Consider the following 17,388-nt stretch of genomic DNA (forward strand, 5'->3'; position numbering starts at 1 on the left):
TCTCTCGTGCCGCCCGAGGCCGGCCGGACGGCGGGAGGGTCAGGCGTCGGTCTTGGCGGTGGCCTGGTGGGTGGTCTCCGCGCCGGCGAGGGCCGCGTCCACGGCGGCGTCCTCCTTGGCCTTGTTGGCGCCGCCCTGGGACTTCACGATCACCCGGATCACGCCGATGAAGAGGACGGCCATGACGGCCGGGGGCAGGAGCGCGGAGACGTAGTCCATGGGTCCAGGGTAGCCGGGACGGCCCGGCGGAGGGCCGGGCGGGGGCGGGTGTACGGCAGGCGGGGTGGGCGTGCGGCGGCGCTTCAGCCCGCGGCGAGTCGCCGGCCCTGCGGGGGCGGGGTGGGTTTGCGACGAGGGAAGACCTCGCCCGGGGTGGGAACGGGACGGCCGGGCTTCGGGGTGCCGGGAGCGGGGGCGGTGGGTTCGGGCCGGGGGGCGGACGGCTTGCGTGCCGGCTCCTCCTCGGGGCCCTCGGCGGCCCGGCCGCCCGGCAGGGCGAGGAGGTGGGTGCGGGAGACGGGGACGACGGACAGGGGGCCCTTGGACAGGGGGCCCTTGGACAGCGGACCGGCGGACGGGACGCCGGGTGCGGAGTCGCCGGGTGCGCGAACCGTGCGGCCGGCGAGGCGGGCACGTACGTCCTGCTCGGCCAGGAGCCGGCAGCGGCCCAGGAGGGCGGCGGCGGTGGGATTGCCGCGCAGCGCCCGGAGGGCGGCGAGGTCGTCGACGTCGGGGCGGTAGCCGGCGCCCAGCGCCTCCTCCAGAAGCGCGAGGTAGCCGGCGACGGTGCCGGGAAGGGCGGCGCGGTAGCGGCCGAGGTCGGCCACCAGGAAGGCGCGCAGGCGGGCGCTCTCCCGCGCCGCCTCGTCGAGGGACTCGGCGAGGCGGCGGCAGTCCTGGACGTCTTCGGCCGAGGCGGGCGTGGGGTGCAGGGCGAGGGCGAGGGCACGGCGGAGCACACGCAGCTCCTCCGCGCCGAACGCCATGCCGCCGCGGGATCCGTAGGGCGTGGGCATGCGGCGACGATACGCGCTAATCAGACAAACAACGCATAACGCAAGGGTGTGGTGTGCGGGTACGGCGCACGGGTCCACCCGGGTGGGGGTCCGCCCGAGCGGGTCGATTCGGTGAGGAGCCGGTGCCGCTCGACGAGGGCCGCCCGGTCCCGCTCCGGACGCGGTCGGCGAATCCGTCGGGCCCGCAGCCTGGATCCGCATCCTGGATCCGCAGCCGTGGCACTTTCCGGGGATGCGTCACGACTGTGGCCGGAACACCCGGGGCAACGGAGTGCGGGCTCGCGGGGCCCGGAACCGCCGGGGGAACCGACCGACAGCATCCGCTCCGCGAGGGGGCCCGGCCCGCTCCACGAGGTGTGCGGGCCGGGCAGCCCCCGTACGGCCGGGAGCGCCACATCCGGGACGCGCTACATCCGCGACACGTTCCGTTCGTAGACCAGGCGCAGGCCGATCAGGGTGAGCCAGGGCTCGTGTTCGTCGATGACCGTGCTCTCGCCCAGGACCGTCGGCGCGAGTCCGCCGGTCGCGATGACGGTCACCTCCTCGGGGTCGTCGGAGAGCTCGCGGGCCATCCGGCGGACGACGCCGTCGACCTGGCCGGCGAAGCCGTAGACGATGCCGGACTGCATCGCCTCGACCGTGTTCTTGCCGATCACGCTCCGGGGCCGGGCCACCTCGATCTTGCGGAGCTGCGCGCCGCGGACGCCGAGCGCCTCGACGGAGATCTCGATGCCGGGGGCGATGACGCCGCCGATGTACTCCCCGCGCGCGCTGACCGCGTCGAAGGTGGTGGCGGTGCCGAAGTCGACGACGATGGCCGGCCCGCCGTAGAGGTCGACGGCGGCGACCGCGTTGATGATGCGGTCCGCGCCGACCTCCTTGGGGTTGTCGGTGAGGATCGGCACGCCGGTCTTGACGCCCGGCTCGACCAGGACCGCGGGGACGTCGCCGTAGTAGCGGCGGGTCACCTCACGGAGTTCGTGCAGGACGGAGGGAACGGTCGCGCAGATGGCGATGCCGTCGATGCCGTCGCCCAGTTCGTCGCCGAGCAGGGGGTGCATGCCCATGAGGCCCTGGAGGAGAACGGCGAGCTCGTCGGCGGTGCGGCGCGCGTCCGTGGAGATCCGCCAGTGTTCGACGATGTCCTCGCCGTCGAACAGGCCCAGGGTGGTGTGTGTGTTGCCCACGTCGATCGTCAGCAGCATGGCCGGCCCCTATTCCGCCGCTCGCAGGTCCAGGCCGATGTCCAGGATCGGCGAGGAGTGGGTGAGGGCGCCCACGGCGAGGTAGTCGACCCCCGTGTCGGCGTACGCCGCGGCGTTGTCGAGGGTGAGCCGGCCGGATGCCTCCAGGGTGGCGCGGCCGGCGACGAGAGCCACCGCCTCCTCGCACTCGCCGGGGGTGAAGTTGTCCAGCAGGATCAGGTCGGCGCCCGCGTCCACGACCTCGCGGAGCTGGTGCAGGGTGTCGACCTCGACCTCGATCGGTACGTCGGGGAAGCGTTCCCGGACGGCCTGGAAGGCCTGGGCGACGCCACCCGCGGCGACGACGTGGTTGTCCTTGACCAGGGCGGCGTCGGAGAGCGACATGCGGTGGTTGACGCCGCCGCCGCAGCGCACGGCGAACTTCTCCAGGGAGCGCAGGCCCGGGGTGGTCTTGCGGGTGTCGCGGACCTTGGCCTTCGTGCCGTCCAGAACGTCGGCCCACGCGCGCGTGGCCGTCGCGATGCCCGAGAGGCGGCACAGGAGGTTCAGGGCGCTGCGTTCCGCCGTGAGGAGGTCGCGGGTGCGGGTGGTGACGGAGAGGAGCTTGTCGCCGGCTTCCACCCGGTCGCCGTCCTCCACGTGCCGTTCGACCTCGAACTCCGCCGTGCAGACCACCGAGACGACCGCCTCGGTGATCCTGAGGCCCGCTGCGACGCCCGCTTCCCGCGCGGTGAAGTCGGCGGTGGCGACGGCGTCCTCGGGGATGGTCGCGACCGTCGTCACGTCCACGCCGTGGGCGAGGTCCTCCTGGATGGCGACGTTGGCGATGTCCTCGACCTCCACCGGGTCCAGACCGGCGTCGGCCAGGAGCTGGGCGAGCGCGGGGTCGAGGCCGCACTCCAGGTAGGTCTCGTCATAGCTCTCGTCGCTGTCCGCGCCGCAGGCGCAGCCGTCGCCGCAGCCACCGGACGGGGTGAGGGGAAGGTCTGGGGTGGTCACTGCTGTCACTGCTCCTGGGAGGCCTGGGGCGGGAGGTTCGGGGCGTCGGGGATGGTCGGGGGGAAGTCTGTGGTGTCGGTGGTGTGCGTCGCCAGCGTGCGGTCCGGATTCAGCCGTACGACGATGTGGCGGCGCCAGGCGGTGTCGTCGCGCTCGGGCCGGTCCTCGCGCCAGTGGCAGCCCCGGGTCTCCTCGCGCCGGAGCGCGGCGGCGACCAGGACGCGGGCGACGCACAGGAGGTTGGTCGCCTCCCAGGTGTCGACGCCGGGCTCGGCGGTCTTGCCCTGCTCGTCGAGGGCGTCGCGGGCGTCGGCGTGCAGCCGCTGGAGCGCGTCGGCGGCCTGCTCGAGGGAGGCCGCGGAGCGCAGGACCCCGGCTCCCCTGGTCATGATCCGCTGGATGGTGAAACGGGCCTCCGCGGGGAGGAGGGGGTGTCCGGGGCGCTCGGCGGGAGGGAGGGGCTGCGGCGTACGCGCGTGGAGGGCGTTCCCGGCCCGGCTCCCGGCGATGTCGGCGGCGATGCGCTCGGCGTAGACCAGTCCCTCCAGGAGCGAGTTGGAGGCGAGCCGGTTGGCTCCGTGCACGCCGGTGCAGGCGACCTCCCCGCAGGCGTAGAGGCCGGGGACGGTGGTGCGGCCGTGGAAGTCGGTGCGGACGCCGCCGGAGGCGTAGTGGGCGGCGGGGGCGACCGGGACGGGCTCGGTGACCGGGTCGATGCCGTGGGCGCGGCAGGCGGCGAGGATCGTCGGGAAGCGGTGCTCCCACATGTCGGCGCCGAAGTGCCGGGCGTCGAGGTACATGTGCTCGGCGTCCAGCTCCCGCATCCGGCGCATGATGCCCTTGGCGACGATGTCCCGCGGGGCGAGCTCGGCGAGCTCGTGCTGTCCCACCATGAAGCGCACGCCGTCGGCGTCGACCAAGTGGGCACCCTCGCCGCGGACCGCCTCGGAGACCAGGGGCTGCTGGCCCTCCGCGTCCGGGCCGAGGAACAGGACGGTCGGATGGAACTGCACGAACTCGAGGTCGCTGACCTCGGCGCCCGCGCGGAGGGCCAGTGCCACCCCGTCGCCGGTCGAGACGGAGGGGTTCGTGGTCGCGCTGAAGACCTGGCCCATGCCACCGGTCGCGAGCACCACCGCGGGGGCGTGCACGGCCCCCACGCCGTCGTGCTGGCCCTCCCCCATGACGTGCAGGGTCACGCCCGCGCTGCGGCCCTCGGCGTCCGTCAGCAGGTCCAGGACGAGCGCGTTCTCGATCGTGCGCAGCCCCGCCCGTCGCCCACCGCCTCCCTTGCCCGAGAGCGTCTCGCGCTCACTCCTCCTGACCGCGCGTACGGCCTCCACGAGCGCGCGGGAGATCTCCGCGCCGGTGGCGTCCCCACCCGCGTGCGCGATGCGCCGGCGGTGGTGGCCGCCCTCTCGGGTGAGTTCCAGGCTGCCCTCTTCGGACTCGTCGAAGTGGGCGCCGGTGTCGATGAGACGGCGTACGGCGTCGGGGCCCTCGGTGACGAGGATGCGAACCGCCTCCTCGTCGCACAGGCCCGCGCCGGCGACCAGGGTGTCGTCCCGGTGCTGCTCGGGGGTGTCGCCGTCGCCGAGGGCCGCGGCGATGCCGCCCTGGGCCCAGCGGGTGGAGCCGTCGTCGAGCCGGGCCTTGGTGACGACGACGGTGGCCAGTCCGGCGGCCTCGCAGCGCAGCGCGGTGGTCAGCCCGGCCACGCCGGAGCCGACGACCACGACGTCCGCCTCGATGGACCACCCGGGCGCGGGAGCGTGCAGTCGTATGCCGGTGCTGGTCACGAGGCGGCTCCGAGGGTGCCGAAGGTCAGGGGGACGTTGTCGATCAGGCGGGTCGTGCCGACCCGGGCGGCCACGGCGAGCACGGCCTCGCCGGTGAAGTCGTCGCCGACCTCGGTGAAGTCCGAGGGGTCGACCAGGGCCAGGTAGTCCAGCGTGAGCGGCGGGGTGAAGCGGGCGGCCCCGTCGAGGACCTGGCGGGCGGCGACGCGGACGGCCTCGAGCCCGCCCGCCGTGGCGACGGCGTGCGCGTCGGCCGCCGCGCGGGACTCCCCGAGCGCGTTCAGCGCCTCGACGCGTGCGTGCGTGGCGGGCACTTCGCGGGCCCGCGCGCGCAGCGCCTCCTGCGCCGCGTGCCGGTCCCGGCCGGCGAACAGGGCGCCGGACAGGGCGAGGGCGGTGCGCCGCTCCGCGGCGGAGAGATAGCGGTTGCGGCTGGACAGGGCCAGTCCGTCGGGCTCGCGGACGGTGGGGACGCCGACGATGTCGACACCGAAGTTCAGGTCGCGGACCATGCGGCGGATCAGGGCGAGCTGCTGCGCGTCCTTCTGGCCGTACAGGGCGATGTCGGGGCGGGTGAGGTGCAGCAGTTTGGCGACGACGGTGAGCATGCCGTCGAAGTGACCGGGGCGGGCGGCGCCCTCCAGGCGTTCGCCCATGGAGCCGGCACTGATGCGGACCTGGGGCTCGCCGCCCGGGTAGACCTCGTCGACCGACGGGGCGAAGACCACGTCGGCGCCCGCCTGCCCGGCGACCTCGAGGTCGGCGTCCAGGGTGCGCGGATACCGGTCGAGGTCCTCGCCCTCGCCGAACTGCAGCGGGTTGACGAAGACGGTGACCACGACCTCGCCCTCGGCACCCGCGAGTTCGCGCGCGACGCGGATCAGGGCGGCGTGGCCCTCGTGCAGGGCGCCCATGGTCATCACGACGGCTCGGCGGCCCGTACGCGCGCGTGCGTGCAGATCGGCCGCGGTGCGCAGCAGGGTGGTGGTCATCGGGGGTCCCCTTCGCCTTCGCCGCCTTGATTGCCTTGGTCACCCGGATTGCCTCGGTCGCCTCGGTTTCCTTGACCGCCGGGACTCGTCGTCCCGTCGGCGAGTACCCCGAGGAGGTCCTCGGCGAGCTCCGGCTTCAGCAGGCCGTGGGCGAGGGCGCGGTCGGCGGTCGCGCGGGCCATCGCCAGATAGCCGGCGACGGTCTGCGGGGCGTGCCGGCGCAGCTCGGTGACATGTGCGGAGACGGTGCCGGCGTCACCGCGCGCGACGGGGCCGGTGAGGGCCGCGTCGCCGGAGCGCAGGGCGTTGTCCAGGGCGGCGCCGAGCAGGGGGCCGAGCATCCGGTCGGGGGCCTCGACCCCGGCGGTGCGCAGCAGCTCCAGGGACTGGGCGACCAGGGTGACCAGATGGTTGGCGCCCAGGGCGAGGGCCGCGTGGTAGAGCGGGCGGCTCTCCTCGGCGATCCACTCCGGTTCGCCGCCCATCTCGATCACGAGTGCCTCGGCGGCCAGCCGCAGCTCCTCGGGCGCGGTGACGCCGAAGGAGCATCCGGCGAGCCGCTGCACGTCCACGGGGGTGCCGGTGAACGTCATCGCCGGGTGCAGGGCCAGCGGCAGCGCGCCGGCCCGCAGGGCGGGGTCCAGCACCTTCGCGCCGTACCGCCCGGAGGTGTGCACGAGGAGCTGTCCCGGCCGTACCGCACCCGTCTCGGCGAGCCCGGCCACCAGCTCGGGCAGCGCGTCGTCCGGGACGGTCAGCAGCACCAGTTCGGCCCGTTCCAGCACCTCGGCGGGCGCGACCACCGGCACGTCGGGGAGCAGCTGCTCGGCGCGCCTGAGGGAGGCGGCCGAGACGGCGGACACGGCCACCGGACGGTGTCCGGCGAGCTGCAGGGACGCGGCCAGGGCCGGTCCGACGCGCCCGGCGCCGACCACACCGACGCTGAGCCGCGCGGGGCGGTCCCTGGGATCTGGCTGTGGGCTTGTGTTCACGCGACGACGGCCTTCCCGTTCCAGTCCGCTCGGGGTACCGGACGATTTTTCGTCATGTTAACGCGAAACGCGGCCGGCTCCCCGGCGCACAGTGGTCCACAGGGTGTGGGTGCCGCAGGGAAAATCCGGGTGCCCGCGCGCCTCCGTACGCGGGATGATCCCGGGCATGGGTGATACGGCGGAGAACGGCACTGCGACACAGGACGGGCGGCAGACCGGGGCGGAACCGGGCCCGGACCGGGAGCCGGATCAGGGGGCGGATCAGGGGGCGGATCAGGAACGGGGGCGAAAACTCCGCGCGCGGCGGATCGCCGCCTGGCGCAGCGCCCCGCGCGCGCTCGCGCGCCTCGGCTTTCTCGGGCCTCTCCGGGAGCGGCTGGCCCTGCTGGACGCGGCGGCGAGCGTGTACGACCTGGACGAGACGGCCGACATCTACGGCAACGGCGTCGTCGAGGCGCTGGAGGAACGGGTCGCCGGACTCCTGGGCACCGAGGCCGCCGCGTTCTTCCCGACCGGGACGATGGCCCAGCAGGTGGCCCTGCGCTGCTGGGCGGGCCGTACCGGCAGCCCGGTGGTCGCGCTGCACGGGCTCAGCCACCCCGAGGTCCATGAGCGGAACGCGTTCAGCCGGGTCAGCGGCCTGCGTCCGGTGCGGGTGACCGGCGAGCCCCGGATACCGACCGCCGCCGAGGTGCGGGACTTCGATGAGCCCTTCGGCGCGCTGATGCTGGAACTCCCCCTCCGGGACGCCGGTTTCGTGCTGCCCACCTGGGAGGAGCTGACCGGGGTGGTGGACGCCGCGCGGGAACGCGAGGCCGTGGTCCACTTCGACGGGGCCCGGCTGTGGGAGTGCACGGTGCACTTCGGCCGTCCGCTGGAGGAGATCGCCGCCCTGGCGGACAGCGTCTACGTGTCGTTCTACAAGTCCCTCGACGGCTTCGGCGGCGCGGCGCTCGCCGGCCCGGCGACGCTGGTGGAGGAGGCCAAGGCCTGGCGGCACCGGTACGGAGGCAATGTCTTCCAGCAGTTCCCGACCGCCCTGTCGGCGCTGATCGGTCTGGAGCGTGAGCTGCCCCGGCTGCCCGAGTACGTCACCCACGCGCGCGTGGTGGCCACCGCCCTGCGCGAGGGGCTGGCGGAGGCCGGGGTGCCGTGGGCGCGCGTCCACCCCGAGGTGCCGCACACCCACGACTTCCAGGTGTGGCTGCCGTACGAGGCCGACGTCCTGGCCGAGGCGGCCGTCCGGGCGGCCGAGGAGACGGGGGCCGCGCTGTTCGCCAACCACTGGGATCCGAAGGGACCGGGTCTGGCCCTCACCGAGGTGTACGTGCGGGCGGCGGGCCTGGAGTGGACGGCCGACGACGTACGGGCCGCGGCCGCGGACTTCGTACGGCGGCTCCCGGGAGCGAAGGCGTAGAGGCGTAGAGGCGTAGAGGCGTAGAGGCGTAGAGGCCGGCGCAGGGACTGAGGGCGTCGCAGGGGCTGAGGGACGTCGCAGGGGCAGGGGCTCCCGCTCGCCGCCCCGATTGACGGCGGCCGTCAATCGGGGCGGCGCTGTCAGCGGCGCAGTGCACCATGAGGGCATGAGTGTGCGCATCGACGTCTCGGGACTGTGGGCGACGGGGGTGTCCCCTGCTCGAGCGGAGTCGGAGGCCTGGAAGCGGATCGCCGTCGTGCCGTCCCCGCTGGCCGAGCTCGGCATGGCGCTGCACGCACTGTCCGAGCCGGCCCATCACCCCGGGCTCCAGAGCTGGGTGACGGGCGTGACCGCGCGCCTGGACCCGCATCTGGCGGACCGGATGTGCGAGGCCGACTTCCTGTGGCGTATGACGTTCTCGGACCTGTTTTTGGCATGCGCGGGCGTCCCCGGCGGTGCGCTCCCCGGCACGGATCTCGCCGAGGAGCTGGAGCTGCTGGACAAACTGTCGGACGAGCAGTTCGTGGCCGCCGCCTTGGAGTTCACCTGCGCGTTCCCCTACGACAAGCCGGGCCCCGGCCCGCTCACCGACGCGAGGATGCGCCACCGGGCGCTGGAGCTGGCCGCCGCGCGGGGGCCCCGGCAGGTGCGGTTCGCGGAAGGGCTGCTGGCCGACCCGCCCCGGATCCGGGCCTGGCTGCGGGAGTTCTTCCAGGACTGCGACGAGGCGTTCTTCGCCGGGACCTGGTCCCGGCTGCGCCATCAGCTCGCCGCCGACACCCGGCTCAAGACGGACCTGCTGCGGCACAAAGGACTGGCCGAGGCACTGGCCGCGGTGTCCCCCGCGGTCACCGTCGACCTGGACGCCGGCGTGATCACGGTCGACAAACTCGGTGACACCCGTACGGCCACGGCCGCCGACGGCCTGCTGCTGATCCCGACGAGTCTGGGCCGGCCGCACCTGATGGTCCTGCACCGGTACGGCTGGCAGCCGGTGCTGCACTATCCGATCGGCTCCCCCGAGCTCGCGGCGCCGCCGACGGTCGATCAGCTGGCCCTGCGGATGACTGCATTGTCCCACCCCGTCCGTATGCGGTTGTGCCGTCACCTCGCGCGCAGCGCGTACACCACGGGTGAGCTGGCCCAGGTGCACGGCATGACGGCCCCGGAGATATCCCGGCACCTGGGCGTGCTGAAGAAGGCGGGCCTGCTCACCACGCGCCGCCGCGGCCGGTACGTACTGCACCAGCTGGACGTGACGGTCGTGGCCCGACTCGGCAGCGACTTCCTGGAGGGCATTCTGCGCTGACCGCAGCCCCGGACCCGGGCCGTCCGGTGCGGACCGGCCGTAGGAACCGGGTGTGCGGACCGGCCGTAGGAACCGGGTGTGCGGACCGGATGTGCGGACCGGTCGAAGCGGAGGTGACGACGCGGGTCAGTCGAAGCGGATGTGGCGGATGCCGACGCCCGCCTGCCGCAGCCGGGTCCGCAGCGGGCCCTCGTTGTTGGGGCGCAGGGTCAGTCCGGCCAGGACGGCGATGCGGTCCGCCGTCTTCGGGACGGTCGTGTGGTCGGTCCACAGGTGCTCGGCGAACTCCGGCTCGCCCAGCCGCTCCAGGCAGTGGTCGAGCCGCCGCACGGCCCAGCTCTCCCCGCGCAGGCCCGCGTTCTTCCCGCCGGCGTACTTCAGGAGGCGCCCGAAGCCGCGTTCGCGCAATCGCCGCAGCACCGTCCCGCGTTCGGCGAGAAGGGTGAAGTGGCGTACGTCGTGGCCGAGTTCTCCCAGCCGGCCGACGGTCTCGGCGAAGCAGTCCGGGTCCGTGACCGTCATGGGCGCGATCACGACGCCGTCGTGCCGGGTCAGCGCGAGGTCGAGGACCTCGACGACACCCTGCCGCCAGGAGGCCAGGTCCTGGAAGTCGTCTATCAGCGGCCTCCGGCCGCGGGCTCCCCGGAGTTCCGGCGGGAGCATCCGGTGCAGGCCGAAGCCGAGGTGCTCGGGGTCGCAGATGACGCTGCCGGGCAACCGGCGCCGTATCTCGTGTGCGGTCTGCGTCTTGCCGCCCCCGAAGGGACCGTTGATCCACAGCAGCATGCGCAGACCTTACCGACGCGGGGACGCCCGGTCAGCCCTGTGCGCAAGGTCAGCCCTGTCCGCCGGCCCGTACCAGTCCCGTCTCGTAGGCGAGGACCACCACCTGCACCCGGTCCCGCAGTCCCAGCTTGGTCAGGATGCGTCCCACGTGGGTCTTCACGGTCGCCTCCGACAGCACCAGGCGGGCCGCGATCTCACCGTTGGACAGGCCCTGTGCGACCAGCATCATGACCTCCCGTTCCCGCTCGGTGAGCCGCTCCAGCTCCTTGTGCTGGGGCTGCCTGGTGGTGCTCGGCAGCATGGGTGCGAAGCGGTCCAGGAGCCGGCGGGTGGTGGACGGGGCGACCACGGCGTCGCCGCTGTGCACCGCGCGGATCGCGGTGAGCAGTTCGCCGGGCGGCACGTCCTTGAGCATGAAGCCGGAGGCGCCGGCCTTCAGCCCGGAGAAGGCGTACTCGTCGAGGTCGAAGGTGGTCAGGATCAGCACCTTCGGCGGGTCGGTGTCCGCGCAGATCCGGCGGGTCGTCTCCACCCCGTCCAGCTTCGGCATCCGGACGTCCATGAGCACCACGTCGACCGCGGTGGACCGCAGCACCTGGAGGGCCTCCACGCCGTCGCCCGCCTCCGCCACGACCTCCATGTCCGGCTGGGCGGCGAGCACCATCCGGAACCCGGTGCGCAGCAGCACCTGGTCGTCGACGAGCATCACGCGGATCGCCATCGGGGCCTCTTCCATCTCCAGAAGGTGTTACAGGTGTCAATAAAGGGCGTGCACAAGCGTTCAGGCGTCAATGAGCGGGTTTGAGGGGCAACAGGACGCTGATGCGGAACCCTCCGCCCGGCCTCGGGCCCGCGTCCAGGGTGCCGCCGACCATACCGACCCGCTCGCGCATGCCGATCAGTCCGTGCCCCTGGCCGTCGAACCCGCCCTCCTCGTACAGCTCGTGCGGGGCGCCCTTGCCGTCGTCCTCGACGAGCAGGCCGAGACCGTCGTCGAAGTACACCAGGCGCACGCTGGCGCCCGTGTTGGGCCCGCCGTGCTTGCGGGTGTTGGTGAGCGCCTCCTGCACGATGCGGTACGCGGTGAGCTCGAGGCCGCTGGGCAGTGGACGCGGGGTGCCCTCGACCTTGAAGTCCACCGGCAGCCCGGATTCCCGGCACTGCTCGACGAGGTCCTCGATCTGCCGCACGTCGGGCTGCGGCACGTACTCCCCGGCCTCCTGGTGCTCGCCGGTGCGCAGCACGCCGAGCAGACGGCGCATCTCGGCGAGCGCCTGGCGGCCGGTGGAGGAGATCGTCTCCAGTGCCTTCTTGGCCTGGTCGGGCGCCGTGTCGAGGACGTAGGCGGCGCCGTCGGCCTGCACCACCATCACCGACACGTTGTGCGCGACGACGTCGTGCAGCTCACGCGCGATGCGGGCGCGCTCAGCGGCGACCGCGACCTTCGACTGTGCCTCGCGCTCCTTCTCGAGCCGCGCGGCACGCTCCTCGAGCTGCGCGAAGTAGGCACGCCGGGTGCGGATGGAGTCGCCGAGCACCCAGGCGAGGACGAAGGGCACGGTCAGGAACACCACCAGGGCGATGTTGACCGCCACGCTCACGTTGTCGAGCGGCCAGCGCGCCTGCGCCACCGGCGCCGCGCACAGGCCGGTGCCCAGCGCGAGACGGGAGGCCCAGCGGGCGCCGACCGCCGCGACCGTGTAGACGATCACCAGCAGGGCGAAGTCGGCGGGCATCGTCGCCACATCCAGGACCACCTGGAGGAGGCCCACCACGACGGCCAGGACCAGCATCCGCTCCGGCATCCGGCGGCGCAGCGCGACGACCAGCGACAGCAGCAGCATGACCGGGACGGTCACGGCTACCGATCCGGTCCCCTCGGCCTCCTCGACGGTCGCTCCGCTGGACATCGAAATCCCGAACAGGGCCACGGCCCAGAAGCCGTCGACCCATGCCGGGTGCCTGCGGAGAAAATCATAGAGGTGCTGCACGTAACCCAGCGTAGGGAAGCGAAATGCGTGCGGGGGTCAACCGGAGGGCCGATCCCCGGTCCGCACGCGTACTCCGCAAGGTGGAGGCCCGGCGTGTCCCCGCACGTAACCTGGGCCGGTGACGACGGCGGCAGCGGGCCGGCGGCATCGGTGACATGGGCGACGACGAGCGGGGGGAACCGGTGACGGCAGGGGCGGAAGGCGGCCCGCGCGGGTGGCGGGCGGCGACCCGGGCGGCCCTGTACGGGCCGGCCGGGTTCTACCGCGGGCCGGAGGGCCCCGCCGGGCACTTCCGTACGTCGGTGCACGCCTCACCGCTGTTCGCGGGGGCCGTGGCGCGTCTGCTGTGCCGGGTCGACGAGACGCTGGGCCGGCCCACGGTGCTCGACTTCGTGGACATGGCGGCGGGCCGGGGCGAACTGGCCGCCGGTGTGCTCGCCGCGCTGCCCGCCGACGTGGCGGCACGCACGCGTGCGTACGCCGTCGAACTCGCCGGCCGTCCCGGCGGTCTCGACCGACGGATCGAGTGGCGGGCCGAGCCCCCGGAGCGGACCACGGGGCTGCTGTTCGCCAACGAGTGGCTGGACAACGTGCCCCTGGAGGTCGCCGAGGTCGGCCCGGAGGGCGTCCCTCGGCTGGTCCTGGTGGGCGACGACGGAACGGAACGGCTCGGGCCGCCGGTCACGGGCCCGGAGGCGGAGTGGCTGGCACGGTGGTGGCCCCTCACAGGTGAGCAACCCGTGACGGACGACGGCGAGGCCGCGACGGAGGGGGAGGCCGCCCCGAAGGCCATGAGCGCGGTGGGACTGCGGGCGGAGATCGGGCTGCCCCGGGATCTGGCCTGGGCGTCAGCGGTCGGGACGCTCACGCGAGGACTCGCGGTCGCGGTGGACTACGCGCACACGGCGACCGCGCGCCCGCCGTTCGGGACGCTCACGGGCTTCCGGAAGGGGCGCGGGACGACGCCCGTACCGGACGGGTCGTGCGACATCACCGCGCACGTCGCCCTGGACGCCTGCGCGGCGGCCTGCGCGCTCCCCGGCGCCCGTCTGCTCCCCCAGCGGGCCGCCCTGCGGGCCCTGGGCCTCACCGGCTCGCGCCCCCCGCTCGCCCTCGCGTCCGCCGACCCCACGGGTTACGTACGGGCCCTGGCCGCCGCCTCGGAGGCCGCCGAGCTCGTCGCGCCGGGCGGGCTCGGCGACTTCGGATGGCTGCTGCAGCCGGTCGGGATCCCGGACGTGCTCGCGGACGCCGTCTGAGACGGCTCCCCGCGTCCACTCCTGTCTTGAACGGGGTTCGCCGGCCCCGGGGGGAGGGGCAGAAGCGGCCCCACCCCGCGACCGGTCGGACGACCGGGTACCCGGGCCCCCGACGGCCTCTTCTCGCCGGTCGCGCTGGTGCGCGGACCACCCACCGGCCCGCCGCTCGCACACCCGGCGGAGCCACTTCTCACCGCTTCGGCGGGGCCGGAACTTGGCTCTGGCCCACCTTCGGCGGTAACCGTGCGTCACGTCCGGTGGGGCCCGGATCCCGCAGCTCATGGAGAGGGCGGCGGCTGCGTCCGGAGAAGGGAGTTCCGCCCGGCAGCCGCGAGCATCCCTCCGGCCTGCGTGCTCCACCGTCAGCAACCACGGCCACGATGCGTCACCATCGAAGGCGGGCCAGAGCCCGGAACTTCCCGGCGGAGACACACGCCCTCCTGCCCTCCTGCCCTACTTGTCGATGTCCCCCACCACGAAGAACATCGACCCCAGGATCGCCACCATGTCCGAGACCAGCGTCCCCGGCAGCAGTTCGGTGAGCGCCTGGATGTTGTTGTACGACGCCGAGCGCAGCTTCAGCCGGTACGGCGTCTTCTCGCCCTTGCTGACTAGGTAGTACCCGTTGATGCCGAGCGGGTTCTCGGTCCACGCGTAGGTGTGCCCCTCGGGCGCCTTGAGCACCTTCGGGAGCCGCTGGTTGACGGGGCCCGGGGGCAGGTCGGCAAGCCGGTCGAGGCAGGCCTCGGCGAGGTCGAGGGCGTGGTACGTCTGCTCCAGGAGGCATTCGAAGCGGGCGAGGCAGTCGCCCTCCTCGCGGGTCACCACCTTCAGAACGTCCGCCAGCTCGCCGTACGCGAGATACGGCTCGTCGCGGCGCAGGTCGAGATCGACGCCGGAGGCACGGGCGATCGGCCCGCTCACCCCGTACGCGTGCACGGCCGCCGGGGAGAGGACGCCGACACCGCGCGTGCGGCCGCGGAAGATCTCGTTGCCGAGCACCAGGTCGTCGAAGCGGTCCATGCGGGAACGCACGTCGGCGACGGCGGTACGCGCGCGTGTGGTCCATCCCGCCGGAAGGTCCTCCTTGAGACCGCCCACGCGGTTGAACATGTAGTGCATGCGCCCGCCGGAGACCTCCTCCATGACGTGCTGGAGCTCCTCGCGCTCCGTGAAGGCGTAGAACACCGGTGTGATGCCACCGAGTTCCAGCGGATAGGAACCGAGGAACATCAGGTGGTTGAGCACCCGGTTCAGTTCCGCGAGCAGCGTGCGCAGCCACACCGCGCGCTCGGGGACCTCCATGCCGAGCATCCGCTCCACGGCGAGGACCACGCCCAGTTCGTTGGAGAACGCCGACAGCCAGTCGTGGCGGTTGGCCAGCATGATGATCTGCCGGTAGTCCCGCGCCTCGAACAGCTTCTCCGCGCCCCGGTGCATGTAGCCGATCACGGGCTCCGCGCTGGTGATGAGCTCGCCGTCCAGGACGAGCTTCAGCCGCAGCACACCGTGCGTGGACGGATGCTGGGGCCCGATGTTGAGCACCATGTCGGTGCTCTCCGCGGCGCCGCCGATGCCGACCATGGTCTCCGTCGTAGGAGTCATGAATACAGTCTCCCCTACGTACGCTGGGGCCATGGAGACGGGGAACCCGCACGACACGGGTACAGCGGGACCGGAACGGCCCGCTGAGGCGACGGCGACCACCGGGACGACGGCGGGACCGGCCGCGACGACGGAAGTGGTGGAGCCGGTGGTCCCTTCCGGCGCGCCGTCGGCCCCCGGTGCCGAGCCGAAGTGGATCGCGCTGCCGCCGGGGCTGCTGAAGGTGCGCCGGCTGATGCTGGTGGTGTGGCTGGGGCTGCTCACGCTGGCCGCCGGGCTGGTCCCGGGCCTGCTGGCCGGGCCCCGTTGGGCCGCCTTCGCCCTGCCGCCGCTGGCCCTGCTGGCCTGGGGATGGGTGATGCTGGAACGCAACTGGCGCTCCTGGCGGTACGCCGAGCGCTCCGACGACCTGCTGATCAGCCGGGGCGTCCTGTGGCGTCGGGAGACGATCGTGCCGTACGGGCGGATGCAGCTGGTCGAGGTGACGTCCGGGCCCGTCGAACGGCACTTCGGTCTGGCCAGCGTGCAGTTGCACACGGCGGCCGCGGCGACCGACGCCACCATCCCCGGTCTCGTACCGGCCGAGGCGGAACGACTGCGTGACCGGCTCACGGAGCTGGGCGAGGCCCGATCGGCGGGGCTGTGACCGCCCCACAGGCTCCCGAGGCCGTACGCGAGCGGCGGCCCGTGAGCGAGCGCCGGCTGCATCCCGTCACGCCGCTCAGGCGGGCGTGGGCGCCCGTCGCGGTCATCATCGGGTGGGCGCTGCACGACCCGGACCAGGCGCAGCGCCAGCTGACCCGGCTGACGACGACCACGCTGCTGATCGGCCTCGGCGTCCTCATTCCGGCCGCCGCCCTCTACGGCTTCCTGACGTGGTGGTTCACCCACTTCGCGGTGACCGACAGCGAACTGCGCATCCGCACCGGGCTGTTGTTCCGGCGTACCGCGCACATCCGGCTGGAGCGGATCCAGGCCATCGACGTCACCCAGCCGCTGCTCGCGCGGGTCGCGGGCGTGTCCAAGCTCAAACTCGACGTCATCGGGACCGACAAGAAGGACGAGCTGGCCTTCCTCGGGGCCGACGACGCCCGCGCGCTGCGTGCCGAACTGCTCGCGCGGGCGGCCGGTTTCGCACCCGAGACGGCGCACGAGGTGGGTGAGGCTCCGTCCCGGCAGTTGTTGCGCGTGCCGCCCGGCGTCCTCGCCCTCTCCCTCGTGCTGACCGGCGCGAACTGGGTCTGGCTGATCCTCGCCGTCGTCGCGCTGCCGCTGCTGTGGATGACCACCCACAGCCTGTGGACGCTCCTCGCCGCCGCCGTTCCGATGATCGGCGCGGCGGGCGCGAGCAGCGTCGGCCGGTTCGTCACCGAGTACGACTGGACCCTGGGCGAGTCGCCCGACGGGCTGCGGATCGACCACGGTCTCCTCGACCGGGCGCACGAGACGGTACCGCCGGGGCGGGTACAGACCGTGCGGATCGTGGAGCCGCTGCTGTGGCGGCGCCGGGGCTGGGTGCGGGTGGAGCTCGACGTGGCGGGCTCGTCCAACTCCCTGCTGCTGCCGGTCGCTCCGCGCGAGATCGCCGAATCCGTCGTCGCGCGGGTGCTGCCCGGCGTCGGCGTGCCGTCGCACGCGGAGCTGTCCCGGCCGCCGCGGCGCGCGCGGTGGTGCGTGCCGGTGTGGTGGCGCGGCTACGGACTCGCCGTCACCGGCACCGTGTTCGCCGCGCGGCACGGCCGGCTGTCCCGGACCGTCGCGCTGGTGCCGCACGCCAAGGTGCAGAGCGTACGGCTGGTCCAGGGGCCCTGGCAGCGCGCCCGGGGCGTCGCGGACGTCCATGTGGACACGGGGGCCAACAAGTCCGTGGTGGCCCGGCTCCGGGACGCCGACGAGGCGGCGGAGCTGCTGCGGGCCCAGGCGGAACGGTCCCGGACCGGCCGCCGGGACGCCCGCCCGGACCGGTGGATGGCCTGACCCGGCCGCCCGGCGCCCCGGCCTGGACACGCGAACGGGGT

At 73.5% G+C, this 17,388-nt stretch carries 16 protein-coding genes; 5 read left to right on the forward strand and 11 right to left on the reverse strand.

Annotated features, from left to right (window positions below):
* Positions 1-39: 39 nt before the first annotated feature.
* The 7 genes from ACFP2V_RS27730 to ACFP2V_RS27760 all read right to left on the reverse strand — a co-directional run bounded on the left by ACFP2V_RS27730 (position 40) and on the right by ACFP2V_RS27760 (position 7,003).
* Positions 40-219, reverse strand: coding sequence for a hypothetical protein (locus tag ACFP2V_RS27730; protein WP_381217982.1), 180 nt, complete (start codon positions 217-219; stop codon positions 40-42).
* A gap of 83 nt (positions 220-302) precedes the next feature.
* Positions 303-986: a hypothetical protein gene (locus ACFP2V_RS27735; protein ID WP_381218134.1), complete on the reverse strand. Its 684-nt coding sequence runs from the start codon at positions 984-986 to the stop codon at positions 303-305.
* A gap of 437 nt (positions 987-1,423) precedes the next feature.
* Complete coding sequence (locus ACFP2V_RS27740; protein ID WP_381217984.1) at positions 1,424-2,221, reverse strand: type III pantothenate kinase; 798 nt, start codon at positions 2,219-2,221, stop codon at positions 1,424-1,426.
* 9 nt (positions 2,222-2,230) lie between these two features.
* Positions 2,231-3,220 carry a carboxylating nicotinate-nucleotide diphosphorylase gene (gene nadC / locus ACFP2V_RS27745; protein ID WP_381217986.1) on the reverse strand — a complete coding sequence of 330 codons (990 nt, stop codon included), beginning with the start codon at positions 3,218-3,220 and terminating at the stop codon, positions 2,231-2,233.
* Between the two features lie 5 nt (positions 3,221-3,225).
* Positions 3,226-5,019, reverse strand: a complete 1,794-nt coding sequence (locus tag ACFP2V_RS27750; RefSeq protein ID WP_381217988.1) for an L-aspartate oxidase — start codon at positions 5,017-5,019, stop codon at positions 3,226-3,228.
* Positions 5,016-6,011, reverse strand: a complete 996-nt coding sequence (panC, locus tag ACFP2V_RS27755) for a pantoate--beta-alanine ligase (protein WP_381217990.1) — start codon at positions 6,009-6,011, stop codon at positions 5,016-5,018. Before panC ends, ACFP2V_RS27750 begins: the two co-directional genes overlap by 4 nt.
* Positions 6,008-7,003: a Rossmann-like and DUF2520 domain-containing protein gene (locus ACFP2V_RS27760; protein WP_381217992.1), complete on the reverse strand. Its 996-nt coding sequence runs from the start codon at positions 7,001-7,003 to the stop codon at positions 6,008-6,010. The genes panC and ACFP2V_RS27760 overlap by 4 nt, the downstream gene beginning before the upstream one ends.
* Before the next feature lie 166 nt (positions 7,004-7,169).
* Between ACFP2V_RS27760 and ACFP2V_RS27765 the strand changes: the two genes are divergently transcribed.
* Both ACFP2V_RS27765 and ACFP2V_RS27770 read left to right on the forward strand, forming a co-directional pair.
* Positions 7,170-8,420 carry a threonine aldolase family protein gene (locus tag ACFP2V_RS27765; RefSeq protein ID WP_381217994.1) on the forward strand — a complete coding sequence of 417 codons (1,251 nt, stop codon included), beginning with the start codon at positions 7,170-7,172 and terminating at the stop codon, positions 8,418-8,420.
* A 166-nt stretch (positions 8,421-8,586) separates the two neighbouring features.
* Positions 8,587-9,729 carry a DUF5937 family protein gene (locus ACFP2V_RS27770; protein ID WP_381217997.1) on the forward strand — a complete coding sequence of 381 codons (1,143 nt, stop codon included), beginning with the start codon at positions 8,587-8,589 and terminating at the stop codon, positions 9,727-9,729.
* Positions 9,730-9,855: 126 nt separating this feature from the next.
* Here the strand turns inward: ACFP2V_RS27770 and ACFP2V_RS27775 are convergent, their stop codons facing one another.
* From ACFP2V_RS27775 to ACFP2V_RS27785, 3 genes are all read right to left on the reverse strand, one after another.
* A complete protein-coding gene (locus ACFP2V_RS27775) occupies positions 9,856-10,515 on the reverse strand; it encodes an AAA family ATPase (protein WP_381217999.1) in 660 nt (219 codons plus the stop codon).
* A gap of 49 nt (positions 10,516-10,564) precedes the next feature.
* Positions 10,565-11,236: a response regulator gene (locus ACFP2V_RS27780; protein WP_381218135.1), complete on the reverse strand. Its 672-nt coding sequence runs from the start codon at positions 11,234-11,236 to the stop codon at positions 10,565-10,567.
* A 67-nt stretch (positions 11,237-11,303) separates the two neighbouring features.
* Positions 11,304-12,506, reverse strand: a complete 1,203-nt coding sequence (locus ACFP2V_RS27785) for a sensor histidine kinase (RefSeq protein ID WP_381218001.1) — start codon at positions 12,504-12,506, stop codon at positions 11,304-11,306.
* Positions 12,507-12,661: 155 nt separating this feature from the next.
* On the opposite strand from ACFP2V_RS27785, the gene ACFP2V_RS27790 reads away from it, so the two are divergent.
* Positions 12,662-13,765, forward strand: a complete 1,104-nt coding sequence (locus ACFP2V_RS27790; RefSeq protein WP_381218003.1) for an SAM-dependent methyltransferase — start codon at positions 12,662-12,664, stop codon at positions 13,763-13,765.
* A 453-nt stretch (positions 13,766-14,218) separates the two neighbouring features.
* Here ACFP2V_RS27790 and ACFP2V_RS27795 read toward each other — a convergent pair whose 3' ends face one another.
* Entirely contained in the window at positions 14,219-15,370 is a 1,152-nt protein-coding gene (locus ACFP2V_RS27795; protein ID WP_381218005.1) for an NADH-quinone oxidoreductase subunit D, read from the reverse strand.
* 31 nt (positions 15,371-15,401) lie between these two features.
* On the opposite strand from ACFP2V_RS27795, the gene ACFP2V_RS27800 reads away from it, so the two are divergent.
* Both ACFP2V_RS27800 and ACFP2V_RS27805 read left to right on the forward strand, forming a co-directional pair.
* A complete protein-coding gene (locus ACFP2V_RS27800; protein WP_381218007.1) occupies positions 15,402-16,016 on the forward strand; it encodes a PH domain-containing protein in 615 nt (204 codons plus the stop codon).
* On the forward strand, positions 16,013-17,347 hold the full coding sequence (locus tag ACFP2V_RS27805) for a PH domain-containing protein (protein WP_381218009.1): 1,335 nt from the start codon (positions 16,013-16,015) through the stop codon (positions 17,345-17,347). Before ACFP2V_RS27800 ends, ACFP2V_RS27805 begins: the two co-directional genes overlap by 4 nt.
* Positions 17,348-17,388 lie beyond the last annotated feature (41 nt).

The sequence above is a fragment of the Streptomyces incanus genome, assembly GCF_042656345.1.
Taxonomy (GTDB): domain Bacteria; phylum Actinomycetota; class Actinomycetes; order Streptomycetales; family Streptomycetaceae; genus Streptomyces; species Streptomyces incanus.